The sequence below is a fragment of the Lysobacter capsici genome, from assembly GCF_014779555.2.
Lineage (GTDB): Bacteria > Pseudomonadota > Gammaproteobacteria > Xanthomonadales > Xanthomonadaceae > Lysobacter > Lysobacter capsici.
This window is the reverse complement of sequence record NZ_CP094357.1, coordinates 5160773-5173652: the sequence shown is the minus strand read 5'-3', so window position 1 is coordinate 5173652 and position 12880 is coordinate 5160773. Positions and strand designations below refer to the sequence as shown.

Genomic DNA, 12880 nt, shown 5'->3' with positions numbered 1-12880 from the left:
GAGTAGTTCAACGATGACCCTACGCTCCACCTCGCGCGCAGCCGCCTTCGCCGCGCTGACCTCGGCCTTCCTGGTAACGCTCGGAGCCGGTTTCGCCTCGGCGCAGACCCCGGCCGCCAAGCCCGCCGCCGCCGCGCCGGCCGCGGCCACGCCCGCCGCGGCGCTGCCGCCGGCCAGCGATTCGCTGCCGGTTCCGCCGCCGCCGCAGATCCAGGGCACCGCCTGGGTGCTGATCGACGCGGCCAGCGGCAACATCCTGGCCAGCCACAACCCGGACCTGCGGGTCGAGCCGGCCAGCATCACCAAGGTCATGACCAGCTACGTGATCGCCGCCGAACTCAAGGGCGGCAAGGTCAAGGACACCGATCAGGTGATGATGACCGAGAACGCCTGGCGCAAGGGAGGCGCGGCCACCGACGGCAGCTACTCGGGTTTCGCGGTCAACCAGACCGCGCCGCTGGTGGAGATGGAAAAAGGCATGGTGGTGCAGTCCGGCAACGACGCCGCGATCGCCCTGGCCGAGCACGTCGCCGGCAGCGAAGACGCCTTCGCCGCGCTGATGAACCAGTACGCCGCGCGCATCGGCCTGAAGAACTCGCACTTCATGAACCCGCACGGCCTGTCGCAGGAGAATCACTACTCCACCGCGCACGATCTGGCGCTGCTGGGCCGCGCGCTGATCCACGACTTCCCGGTCGCGTACTCGTACAACAAGATCAAGGAACTGAAAGTCGGGCCGATCACCCAGCCCAACCGCAACCTGCTGCTGTGGCGCGACAACACCGTCGACGGCATCAAGACCGGTCATCACTCCAAGGCCGGTTACTGCCTGATGGCCTCGGCCCTGCGCGGCGACCAGCGCCTGATCTCGGTGGTGATGGGTTCGACCTCCGAAGCCCAGCGCGCCACCGACAGCCAGGCGCTGCTCAACTGGGGCTTCCGTTTCTACGAAACCCACAAGCTGTACGACACCAGCAAGGTGATCGCGCAGCAGAAGGTGTGGAAGGGCCAGACCGCGCAAGTCCAGCTCGGCGTCGCCGAGCCGCTGCTGGTGACGGTGCCGCGCGGCAAATACGCGCAGCTCAAGCCGAGCATGGACGTGCCCAAGAGCCTGGTCGCCCCGATCAAGAAGGGCCAGGCGATCGGCACGGTCAAGGTCATGCTCGACGGCAAGGTGATCGCGCAGCGTCCGCTGGTGGCGATGGCGGCGGTCGAAGAGGGCGGCTTCTTCAAGCGCCTGTGGGATGAGTTCTGGATGTGGTGGGAGTCGGAATAAGTCCGCCTCGGCGCTCATCGCAGCATGAAAAAGGCCGGCGTTTGCCGGCCTTTTTCGTATTCGGCGCCCCGGCCTTGAGGGGCGGCGTTCAATCGCTGGCGCGTTGCGTCCACAGATAGGCGAAGTCGAAATGGTAGCGGGTCAGCGCCAGCAGCAACGGCAGCATCAACACCGGTCCGGTCAGCGCAAACAGGGCCGCGAGGTGTTCGGTGGTCCATCCGGACGCCAGCAGATTGCCCAGCAGCAACAAGATGACCACGCTCAGTTGCGCCGAGGTCAATATCAGGCAGATCAGCCATTGCCAGCGTGGCCCGATCGGTCGCGCGGTGATGTAGCCGATCAGCCCGAGCATGCCCCACAGGTTCAGCAAGGTGGGCAGCAGCATGGTTAGCGACATGCCGATGCGCCATTGCATCCACATTCCGGCCAGCAGCAACGCGCACAGAATGGCGAAGTACAGCCACCACCAGCGGCTGGGCCGCGGCCGTTGCGGATGCGTCGGCGTGATCTGGCTTTTGGGCGCGGCGTAGGGGTCGATGCTCATGCGCGTGGTTTAGGTGTCGGCCTGCTACAGCCTATCAGCGCTGTGGGAGCCGATGTTTGGTGGGCGCAATTGGTTCGACAGGGGCTGGCGTTCCATGCACGGCATTGCGGGTTTGTTTTTGCTTATGTTCGAAGGCGCGCAGTCCATCCCCGCGCCGCGCAGCCTGTAACTTGCGCTGGCAACAGCGCATTCGCAGGGCGGCGACATGGATGTGCGTCGTGCGCCACTGCGAGAGGATGTCCCGTGTGGGGCGTGCCCGCGCAGGCGCCGAACTTGCAATGTCCTTGATTCACCACCCCCGCGCGACTGTGCACGAGTGAATCGCAGCCCTCATGGCCTACCTGTAGGAGCGACGCAAGTCGCGACCGCGGGAATGCAACTGCGGTGCAGGTTGCGATGTTGTCGTAATGGCGCGGTCGCGACTTGCGTCGCTCCTACAGGTAGGCCATGCAGCTTCGGCTTGAGTCTGAAGTCGCGCAGTTCATTCAGCGCTGCGACGCTTGGAACTCGCGTTAGCAACAGCACACCCGAAGGGCGGCGCACATGGATGTGCGCCGTGCGCCACCGGGACAGGATGTCCCGTGTGGCGCATGCCCGCGTCGGCACCGCACGCGCGGGCCCTTGATTCACCAAAAAGCGTTTTTCTTTGGTTACCTTTCTTTTGTCGCTTTTGACAAAAGAAAGTAACTCGGCCGCTTGCGGACGAAAGCTGTTGATCTTGCCTCTGGCTTCAAAAGCTTTAGAGCTTCAAAGCTTTCAAAGCTGCAAGCAGGATCAAAAGCGTTCCGCCGCTGAAGCGGCGGGTCACTTTCTTTTGTCATAAGCAACAAAAGAAAGGTAACCAAAGAAAAATGCTTTGTTGTGAATCAAGAGCCCGCGCGTGCGGTGCTTACGCGGGCATGCGCCACACGAGACATCCTGTCTCGGTGGCGCACGGCGCACATCCATGTGCGCCGCCCTTCGGGTGTGCTTTTGCTAACGCGAGTTACAGGCCTCGCGGCGCTGGAAGGTCGGCTCGACTTCGAATTTACGGCAAAGAAAAGCACTGGTGGAATCCACAACTTGCTGCGCTCGTTGATTGGTGCGGACAAATTCTGGTGCCGCACTCGGAAATTCTGACCTGACAAGAGCTATCGCTTCGCCGCAGCAAGCTTGCTGATCGCGGTACGGAACTTGGCCGACGCGAGGCCTTTGCGTTTTCGGCGCATGGCGCGCGCCTTCGCTGACCAAGCGCGCGTCATGCAGGCCGCCAGCCTATCGGGGCAGGGGCAGGGTCAGACGCGGCGCCTTGGCCTGGCAGCAGCAGTAGTCGGCCTGGGCCACGTCGCTCTCGTGCCAGGTGTTGCCGCGCGACCACATGCCGGCGACGACGGTCTTGCCCAGGTAATAGTCATGATCGGTCATCACCAAGGCGCCCAGATCGCCCAGGCCGCTGTTGATCAGCGCGCCGCCGGCGACCTTCTGGCGCAGCGAGGCGCCGACATAGCTCGGACCGTAAAGCTTGCCGAATTGCGCGCAAGCTTGCGGACACGAGTTGTTGATGCCTTGATCGACGCTCGTGTCGCGGCGTTGCCGGATGAAATTCCTGCGCACCGCGCCGACGATGCCGGGCGAGGCGACGATCTCGAAACCATCGGGCGTATAGCCGCCGGTGTGGATGGTCTGGTACGGGTGCTTGGCCAGGCAATAACCGGTGGCCGCGGCGGTGGTGGTGTCGGACCACGACGGCGTTGTGGCCGACGCCGCGACGCCCGGGATGGCGGCGGTGAAGTGTTGCGGCGCGACGCGGTCGGCGATCTGGCCCGGTAACGTCTGCGCGGTCGGTGGCCGCGCGATGGCGATGGCGGTCAGCGACAAGGCGGCCAATACGGCCGCTGCGAAAAACATCCTGTTCATGGTGAATCTCCTGGTGGTGCGGCGCGCGCGATGGCCGCGCGAAGCGACGTGATCGCCGCGAATACGCTCGCGCGTGCCGCGAAGGTTCGCCGGAACCGTTTCCGGCGATGACCCAGTGAGGTACACGCGCCGACTCGTCGGCAGCGGCCACGCGCAATCGCGAAAAAGCGGGGTTTTTCGCGATTTGATGCGTTACTGCAACGAGTGCGTGGAGTCGATATGCCGAATCTGGGTACGTTTGCCCGCAAGGCCGGCGACGCGGTGCGACCCGCGAACGCGTTCGCGGCGATGTCGCGACGGCGGTGGTGTCTACCGCGCCAAGTCGCGAGGATCGTTCGGTTTGACCAAAACAGCGCGCCGCGCCGCCCGCGTACTTAGGCCAGGCGACGGATCGTCTTGTGCCGCGTTCAGCGCTTCGCCGCCGGCAGCTTGCCGATGATCGCCGCGCGGAACTTGGTCGCCAACGTGTGGAAACCGGCTTCGGTCGGATGCATTTCATCGAACCACTGGCTTTGCGAGGTCAGCGTGCCGCGCAGGTCGACGTAATCGAAACGGCCGGCGAAGCGCGGGTCGTGCTTGAGTTCGCGCAACACGTTCTTTTCGAAGCCGTCGATCAACATGCGCACGAAACGACGGCGTTCGTCGGCCGTCTTGGCCGGGTCGGCATTGACGATGGCGTCGATGTGCGGGCCGATCCAGGGGCCCACGCTTTTCTTGAGCAGGGCCGCGACGCCGATATTGCCCGGAGTCAAAGCGCCCGGCCGGCCGATCAACTGCGGATGGTCGTAGGTATGGGCGAGGATCGGGATGTTCGGCTTGGCCGCGAGCGCGGCCTGCAGGAACAGCGCATACGCTTGTTTGACCTGCTCGTACTTCCCGGTGTCGAGCACGCGCTGGAAACCGGCGTCGGCGGACAGATTCTGCTGGCCGGCGAAGGTCTTCTTGAGAAAATTGTCGACGAAATCGTTGCCGCCGGCGCTGAGCAGGATCAGGTCGAAGTCGAACTTGCCGTACCAGCCGATGATGTCGTCGATGTTGTCGGGCACGAACATCGAGCGCTTGGGATCGTCGGGATTGCGCGAGGCGTGATCGCCGCTGTGTTCGGCGCGAAAGAACAGGCCGCCGTGGCCCAGCAAGGGCACGCCGCGCGCTTCGTCCTCGGGCGCCGGGGAGACGATCCAGTCGAGCAGGTTCATCGCCAGCGGCGTGGAAAACCACGAATCGCCTTCGCAGAAAATCACCGGCGTGCGTTCGAGCAGGTGGGCGCGCTTGAGTTGGGTGTACAGGCTGCGGAACTGGCCGCGCAGGGGCAGGGCAACGGATTGGCTGGGAGGCATCGGGGGATCTCCGGGGGAGCGCGCCGCCGGGCGCGCGACAGGGCCAGGTTCTGGCGGCTGCGTGTTGCCGCTATTAGATCGCACCGGCCACTCACTGGTTGAGAACGGTTGCGCGGGCCGGAGCAGGTCATTGGCGGGGCGATGATGTTGTATCGCGATGCGTTGCGCACAGTGCTCTGGTTAGACCGGTTACCGCGCTCTGCCATGAGCGCCGGCGGCGTTCTGCAAATCCCGTCTCAATCCGCGCCATCGGCGCGATGGCCGCGCATCGGCTCGCCGCGCGCGGCATCCGCCAGCACCTTCTCGCGCCAGCGCCGCTTCTCGATCGTGCGCACGTTCGGCTCGAGCGCCAGTCGATCGAGGTAGGTCATCAACTGCAGCAACTCATCGTCGTGTTCGTCTTCGCCCAGATACTCGCGCACGCACACCAGGTTGCCGTAGTTGTACGAGTGCTTGGACGGCGTGTCGTCGATCGCGAGCATGCGTTCCAGGCGATAGCCACGCCTCTTGAGCTTGTGCAGGCGCTTGCGGTTCATGTATTCGCCGGTGGTCCAGTCGCGACTGATCGAGCAGCGTTCGCTGGACCACACGAAGCGCAGCGACTTCGGCGGGAACAACGCTTCGACCACCGCCTCGGCATAGAGCTTGCCCGACGAGGTCCACACTCCGACCTCGAAATTCGCCAGCGCATGATCGATGAACCGCTGCAGGTGCGGGCGGCGGTAGACGTGATAGCGCAAGGCACGAAAATCGGCGGGACGATCGAGCTCGATCTCGCTGGCGTGGATCAGGGTTTCGTCGAGGTCGAGGACCAGCAACAGGCGATCGCTCATCCTTGCGGGTTCTCATGCGGTCGGGACGGGGTCGTCCGATGATGCCCGAGCCCGCATGGGCGGCGAAAGCGCATGGATCCGCCGATGGGGCTGCAATCGATACGGCCCGGCGTTCGCGCACGGCCGCACTCGCGCGGCCACATCCGCGCGGGCCGCGGGGTCGTTGCGGCCCGCGTCGTGCCGGATCTGGCGGTTGCCAGCCAATCGCGGCGCAGGCCCGCCAGGTGCAGCGCCGTTCCACCGCCAGCACGCCGCCGTCCCACCGCTGCGCTTGGGTTGCCCCGGCCCCGGACCCATAATGGCCGCCATGGACATTCATTCCGATAACCCCGACCACGGCTTCCAGTTTCCCGGCACCTTCGAGCTCAGCGCGATGGGCGCGGCCGACGCGGGCCTGGAGCACGAATTGCCGCGCCTGCTGCTGGGCGCCGGGATCAACGTGGAAACCGAAACCATCCAGTGGAAGCACTCCTCGACCGGCAAGTTCGTCTCGGTCAAGTTGAGCTTCCGCGCCGAAAACCGCGCCCAGTACGACCTCGCCCATCAGGTCCTGCGCGAGCACCCGGAAGTGAAGTGGACACTGTGATCGACGCGGTCGCCGCCGTGTTCGGTGGCGAAAGCTCGCCGCCGCGCGCGCAGTTGCGCGATCTGGGCCGCCAGCCCTACGAACCGGTATGGCGCGCGATGCAGGCCTTCACCGACGCGCGCGGCGCGGACACGCCCGACGAGCTGTGGCTGGTCGAGCACGACCCGGTGTTCACCCTGGGCCAGGCCGGCAAGGACGAGCACGTGCTGATGCCGGGCGATATCCCGGTGATCCACGTCGATCGCGGCGGCCAGGTCACCTACCACGGCCCCGGCCAGATCGTGCTGTACCCGCTGCTGGACCTGCGCCGGCTCAAGGTCGGGGTGCGCGAGTACGTCGACCGGATCGAGCAGGCGGTGATCGACACCCTGGCTGAGTGGAACATCGAAGGCGCGCGCCGCGACGGCGCCCCGGGCGTGTACGTGGCCGGGGCCAAGGTCATGGCGTTGGGCATCCGGGTCCGCCGTGGCTGCACCTTTCATGGCCTGGCCTTCAATATCGCCATGGACCTGTCGCCGTACCAGCGCATCAATCCCTGCGGTTACCAGGGGCTGCAGGTGACCTCGGTGCTAGACTTGGGCGGCCCGTCGGGCATGGAGCAAGTCAAGCCGGTGCTGGTCGCGCAACTCGCGCGGCAGTTCGGTCTGACGGTCGAGGACGCGGAGCCGTTGAGCTTCTAAAAGCCTCGTCCCGCTTGCGGGATGAGCAATGATTCCCTTCTCCCGCAAGCGGGAGGAGTGCTTGATCTTCCTTCTCCCGCTTGCGGGAGAAGGTGCCCGAAGGGCGGATGAGGGCGCGCGAATCCGCCAGCCGCCGCGACACCGCAGGCAGCCGCAGGCCCTCACCCCAGCCCTCTCCCGCCTGCGGGAGAGGGAGCTAAACGACAAGAGCTAAGCAACGCCATGACCACCCCCGCCTCCAAGTCCATCCCGCTCACGATCGTCAGCGGCGGCGCGCCCGAAGTGCTCGCGCCGGCGGTGCTGGAATCGACCACGATGACGCCCGGCGCCAAGCAGCTCGGCGGCGACAAGATCAGCCGCTCGCCGGTGCAGTTCGCCGACGTGCCGGTGCTGCGCAAGCCGTCGTGGATCCGGGTGCGCATTCCGTCGGGCAACTCGGTCGCCGCGCTCAAGGCCAAGCTGCGCGAGAACCGCCTGGTTACGGTCTGCGAAGAAGCCAGCTGCCCGAACATCCACGAGTGCTTCAGCCACGGCACCGCGACCTTCATGATCCTCGGCGAGGTCTGCACCCGCCGCTGCTCGTTCTGCGACGTCGCCCACGGCCGGCCCAAGCCGCCGGACGCGAACGAACCGGCCAACCTGGCCCGCACCGTCGCCGACATGGGCCTGAAGTACGTGGTCATCACCAGCGTCGACCGCGACGACCTGCGCGACGGCGGCGCCCAGCATTTCGTCGACTGCATCGCGGCGGTGCGCGAGCAGAGCCCGCGCACCAAGATCGAAGTGCTGACTCCCGACTTCCGCGGCAAGGGCCGGATGGAACGCGCGCTGGATATCCTCAACACCAACCCGCCGGACGTGTTCAACCACAACGTCGAGACCGTGCCGGACCTGTACACCAACGTGCGCCCGGGCGCCGACTACCAGTGGTCGCTGACCCTGCTGCAAAAGTTCAAGGCCCAGCATCCGCAGGTCGCGACCAAGTCCGGGATCATGCTCGGCCTGGGCGAGACCATGGAGCAGGTGCAGGCGACCTTGCGCGACCTGCGCGCGCACGATGTCGACATGATCACCATCGGCCAGTACCTGCAGCCGACCCCGCACCACCATCCGGTGCTGCGTTACTGGACCCCGGAAGAGTTCAAGGAACTCGAGGTCTACGGCATGTCGCTGGGCTTCACCCACGTCGCCTCGGGCCCGCTGGTGCGTTCCTCGTACCACGCCGACCGGCAGGCGATCGATGCGGGGTTCGCGGTCGCCTGAGCCAGGCGCATGCCCACCCGGGCGATCGCGGCGTTCACAGCGTCCGATCGCCGGCTGCGCGCGCCGGGCTCGGCCCGGCTGACGCAAGTCCATCAGCGACGCAGCGCGCAAGGCCCCGATTACTGGAACTGGCTGCAAGTAGCCGCAACTGGCCCGATCGACCGTGCCCTTGTTCTTGGGCCAGGCTGGTCGCTGCGCCCAGCCGGCGCAACGGCCTGCCTCGCCGAAGAACCGTGTCGAGCTGCGGCGCCGGCGCCGCCCGCTCGACCCAGTGCGCAAACGAATTCCGGGCGATTGCACGGCCAATCCGTGCCCGATCCCACCGTTCTAACGCCCGGCTAACGTCCGCGGGCGTCAACCTGAACCAGATTCATGCCCGCAACAGGTAATTTCGCGCGGTGGCGTGACAGCACAGGCAACTTTCGGCACTGTGGACTGGTCGAAAGCCGCTACATCCTTTAGCCGCTGCACAGATCCGGCACCCGCGCCGGGAAGACTCCGCGATGACCCTCAAGAACACGCGTACCCTGACCCTGCTTGCAGGCCTCCTGCTGACCGCGCCGCTGGCGCTGTTGGCGCGACCCGACGCCGCCGGCGCGGGCGGTTTGCCCAATGCGCCCACCGCCGACCAGTCGACGGCCGCGCAGATGGTCTACGGCCTGCTGTCCGACAGCCGCTACGCCTACCGGCCGCGCGCGCTCGACGATGCGCTGTCGGCCGACATGTACAAGCGCTATCTCGAATCGCTCGACGCCGGCAAGCAGTTCTTCACTGCCGCCGACATCGCCAAGTTCGATGTCTACAAGACCAAGCTCGACGACGCGATCAAGAGCGGCGATCTGTCGCCCGCGTACACGATCTTCGCCGCCTACAAGCAGCGCGTCGACGAACGCGTCGCCTACGCGCGCGGCCTGCTCAAGCAGCCGGGCAACTTCGATTTCACCGGCAAGGACCGCTACGACTACGACCGCAAGGATGCGCCCTGGGTCGCCGACACGGCGGCGCTGGACGCGTTGTGGAAACAGTCGGTGCGCAACGATTGGCTGCGCCTGAAGCTGGCCGGCAAGAAGAACGACGACATCGCCAAGACCCTGGACAAGCGCTACGCCAACCTCGCCAAGGGCATCGGCGAGATCAAGGGTGAGGACCTGTTCCAGACCTTCGTCAACAGCTACGCCAACGCGATCGATCCACACACCGATTACCTGACGCCGAAGTCGGCGGAAAACTTCAACATGACCATGTCGCTGTCGCTCGACGGCATCGGCGCGCTGCTGCAGAAGCAGGACGACGTGGTCGCGATCCGCGAAGTGATTCCCGGCGGTCCGGCCGCGCGCAGCAGCCTGCTCAAGCCCGGCGACCGCATCGTCGGCGTGGGCCAGGGCGAAAGCGGCGCGATGGAGGACGTGATCGGCTGGCGCATCGACGACGTGGTCGCCAAGATCCGCGGCGCCAAGGGCACCAAGGTGCGCCTGGACATGATCCCGGCCGAAGCCGGCCTGGACAGCAAGCCCAACCGGATCGTGCTGGTGCGCGACAAGGTGCGCCTGGAAGACCAGGCCGCCAAGTCCGAGATCATCAACGTGCCGCCGGCCGACGGCGCGCCGGCCAAGCGCATCGGCGTGATCAAGCTGCCGGGCTTCTATCAGGACTTCGAAGGCCGCCGCAAGAACGCCAACGACTATGCCTCGGCTACCCGCGACGTCGCCAAGCTGCTGACCAAGCTGCGCGCCGACAAGGTCGACGGCGTGGTCCTGGACCTGCGCAACAACGGCGGCGGTTCGCTCAACGAAGCGGTCGAATTGACCGGTCTGTTCATCGATCGCGGCCCGGTGGTGCAGGTGCGCGAAGCCGGCGGCCGGGTCCAGGTCGACAGCGACACCGATTCGGGCATCGCCTGGGAAGGTCCGCTGGCGGTGTTGATCAACCGCGGTTCGGCCTCGGCCTCTGAAATCTTCGCCGGCGCCATCCAGGATTACGGGCGTGGCTTGGTGATCGGTGAAACCACCTTCGGCAAGGGCACGGTGCAGAATCTGGCCGACCTCGACCGTTGGCCGGCCAACGAAGGCCCGCGCTTCGGCCAGGTCAAGCTGACCATCGCCCAGTTCTTCCGCGTCAGCGGCGGTTCGACCCAGCACAAGGGCGTGGTGCCCGACATCGCCTTCCCGGTGTCGGTCGACGCGACCGAGTACGGCGAGAGCACCTACGACAACGCCTTGCCGTGGACCAAGATCGCGGCCGTCCCGCACACCAGCTACGGCAATTTCGCGCCGCTGCTGCCGAAGCTGGAATCCCTGCACAGCAGCCGCATCGTCGGCGACAAGGAATTCCAGTGGTGGTCGCAGGACGTGGCAGAGTTCCGCGAGGAGCGCGCCAAGAAGTGGATCTCGCTCAACGAAGTCGAGCGCCGCGCCGAGCGCGATCGCGAAGACGGCAAGCGCAAGCAGCGTCAAGCCGAGCGCAAGCAGCTGGGCCTGGACCTGGACCCGCTGGGCGACGATTCCAACGACGACGGCCTGGCCGCCTCCGAGCGCGACATCGCCAAGGACGCGGCGCGCGAGAAGCTCGCCGAGAAGCGTCCGGACCCGCTGCTGCGCGAATCGGCGGCGATCCTGGCCGACGCGGTGCGTCTGCTCAACGCCGACCGCAAGCTGTCGGCGCAGGTGCTGCCGACCGCGACCGCGCCGGGGCATTGGGCCGACTGAAGCCGGTTCGCTGAACGTTCGACCGAAAGCGCGCCTTGATGGCGCGCTTTCTTTTTGTGCGTGGCGTGGTGCGTCGGCGGCGCGGTGTTCGGGTCAATGAGGTGCGCGTCGCTGGTATCGCCGTGGCCATGGCGGACGCCCCCGCGGAATCCGCGAACACACGAGCCGTTATCGACTGGACCGAGCCTTGGCTTACCGAGCCATCGCCAGTTTTCGGACCGTGCCTACGCGCAAAATCCGACCTGAATCGGCCCTCAAAACCCGACCCCGCCACGGGCAAGATGCGGATAGCGAGACCCCGGGATCAAGCCTAGTCTTGCGCCATGAACGCCAAATCCCACATCCGCAAGCCCGTTACCGGCGCTGTCACCGATAAGCCGGTTGCCCCCACGCCCGCGATCGACAAGCTCGAACAGGCACGAGTCCTGCTGGAGGCCGGCGAGCCGTCGCTGAGCGAACTGGCCGAAGCGGTCGGCCTGAGCCCGTCGCACCTGCAGCGCCGCTTCAGCGCGCGCTTCGGTCTGAGCCCGGCCGAATACCTCGCCCAGCGCAAGCTCGGCAGCCTGCGCTCGGCATTGCGCGAAGGCAGCGATGTCAGCGCGGCGCTGTACGACGCCGGCTACGGCTCGCCCTCGCGCGTGTACGAAAGCGGCGCGGCGCGCCTGGGCATGACCCCGGCGCGCTACCGCGCCGGCGGCGCCGGCGAGCAGATCCGCTGGAGCCTGACCCAGACCGAATTGGGCACCGCGCTGGTCGCGACCACCGCGCGCGGCATCTGCATGGTCGAACTCGGCGACGATGCGCAAGCCCTGCAGGCCAAGCTGCACAGCGAATTCCCGCAGGCCACGCTGGAGCGCGTCGACGCCGGCCGCGACGAATTCCTGGCGCCGCGCGTGCGCGCGGTCGCGCAGACCCTCGGCGGCAAGCGCGAAACCGTTGCGGTGGACCTGATCGGCACCGCCTTCCAGAAAAAAGTCTGGGACGCGCTGATGAAGATTCCGCCGGGGCAGACCCGCAGCTACGAACAGATCGCGCAGCAGGTCGGTTCGCCGCGCGGCGCGCGCGCGGTGGCGCAGGCCTGCGCGAACAATCGCGTGGCGGTGGTGGTGCCGTGTCATCGGGTGGTGCGTGGCGATGGCTCGCTGGGCGGCTATCGCTGGGGTCTGCCGCTCAAGGAGAAGCTGTTGCAGCGTGAGCAGGCGGCTTGAACTAACGCGACCTCGCTCGCGGCAAGCCGTACCCGGTGATCGCGCGCAAGCAGGTCGCGCTGCCGGTAGCTTCGATGCGGCGATGGCAAGGCAAACGCAACGGTCTTGGCTGGAACATGCCGCCGGCTGCGTCGGGGCGAACGCCGCGAGGCGCTTGCCAGGTTCGATGCAGCGATGGCGACTCGGCGCTGTTACGACAAGGTGGCGAGCCAGCGGCCGATGGGCACGCCGATGACGATCCCGATGCTCAATCCAGCGAGAAACTTGCGTTTCAGCGGGTCGGATACGCCCCAGACGCTCTTTTTATCCGCGCCCTTCTTGAAAATGCCCGGCTCGCTTTTTTTATCCACGGCCTTCTTGAAGATGCTCGACCAGGTTTCTTCATCCGCGCCCTTCTTGAACATGCCCGACTCCCTCCGACCGTGAGTGCGAAGCGGCCCGCGTGCTACGGCCCGCGGTGCGACGCCGCCAATCCTGGACCCGCCCGCGCACGGGGTAAAGCGGCGAGGGCCCAGGATTCGCGCGCCCGTGGCGATGCATCCACCCGACCGC

At 66.3% G+C, this 12880-nt stretch carries 11 protein-coding genes; 6 read left to right on the top strand and 5 right to left on the bottom strand.

Features of this window, described 5'->3' with window-relative positions:
• The first annotated feature begins 13 nt into the window (after positions 1-13).
• Positions 14-1276: a D-alanyl-D-alanine carboxypeptidase family protein gene (locus tag IEQ11_RS21340; RefSeq protein ID WP_191822260.1), complete on the top strand. Its 1263-nt coding sequence runs from the start codon at positions 14-16 to the stop codon at positions 1274-1276.
• 88 nt (positions 1277-1364) lie between these two features.
• Here IEQ11_RS21340 and IEQ11_RS21335 read toward each other — a convergent pair whose 3' ends face one another.
• The 4 genes from IEQ11_RS21335 to IEQ11_RS21320 all read right to left on the bottom strand — a co-directional run bounded on the left by IEQ11_RS21335 (position 1365) and on the right by IEQ11_RS21320 (position 5886).
• Positions 1365-1820 (bottom strand): hypothetical protein, encoded by a 456-nt coding sequence (locus IEQ11_RS21335; protein WP_191822261.1) that lies wholly within the window; start codon positions 1818-1820, stop codon positions 1365-1367.
• A 1254-nt stretch (positions 1821-3074) separates the two neighbouring features.
• Positions 3075-3716, bottom strand: a complete 642-nt coding sequence (locus tag IEQ11_RS21330; protein WP_191822533.1) for a hypothetical protein — start codon at positions 3714-3716, stop codon at positions 3075-3077.
• Positions 3717-4123: 407 nt separating this feature from the next.
• Positions 4124-5053 (bottom strand): hypothetical protein, encoded by a 930-nt coding sequence (locus IEQ11_RS21325; RefSeq protein ID WP_191822532.1) that lies wholly within the window; start codon positions 5051-5053, stop codon positions 4124-4126.
• Between the two features lie 236 nt (positions 5054-5289).
• Entirely contained in the window at positions 5290-5886 is a 597-nt protein-coding gene (locus tag IEQ11_RS21320) for an HAD family hydrolase (protein ID WP_051547303.1), read from the bottom strand.
• A gap of 307 nt (positions 5887-6193) precedes the next feature.
• Here IEQ11_RS21320 and IEQ11_RS21315 point away from each other — a divergent pair, with 307 nt between their 5' ends.
• From IEQ11_RS21315 to IEQ11_RS21295, 5 genes are all read left to right on the top strand, one after another.
• Positions 6194-6472, top strand: a complete 279-nt coding sequence (locus IEQ11_RS21315) for a DUF493 family protein (protein ID WP_036106308.1) — start codon at positions 6194-6196, stop codon at positions 6470-6472.
• Complete coding sequence (gene lipB / locus IEQ11_RS21310; RefSeq protein WP_191822538.1) at positions 6472-7152, top strand: lipoyl(octanoyl) transferase LipB; 681 nt, start codon at positions 6472-6474, stop codon at positions 7150-7152. Before IEQ11_RS21315 ends, lipB begins: the two co-directional genes overlap by 1 nt.
• 222 nt (positions 7153-7374) lie before the next feature.
• A complete protein-coding gene (gene lipA / locus IEQ11_RS21305; RefSeq protein ID WP_191822531.1) occupies positions 7375-8415 on the top strand; it encodes a lipoyl synthase in 1041 nt (346 codons plus the stop codon).
• Between the two features lie 503 nt (positions 8416-8918).
• Positions 8919-11120 (top strand): carboxy terminal-processing peptidase, encoded by a 2202-nt coding sequence (locus tag IEQ11_RS21300; protein ID WP_036106312.1) that lies wholly within the window; start codon positions 8919-8921, stop codon positions 11118-11120.
• 323 nt (positions 11121-11443) lie between these two features.
• Positions 11444-12328: a methylated-DNA--[protein]-cysteine S-methyltransferase gene (locus tag IEQ11_RS21295; protein ID WP_191822530.1), complete on the top strand. Its 885-nt coding sequence runs from the start codon at positions 11444-11446 to the stop codon at positions 12326-12328.
• 191 nt (positions 12329-12519) lie between these two features.
• Here the strand turns inward: IEQ11_RS21295 and IEQ11_RS21290 are convergent, their stop codons facing one another.
• Positions 12520-12732, bottom strand: coding sequence for a hypothetical protein (locus IEQ11_RS21290; protein WP_191822529.1), 213 nt, complete (start codon positions 12730-12732; stop codon positions 12520-12522).
• Positions 12733-12880: the final 148 nt, after the last annotated feature.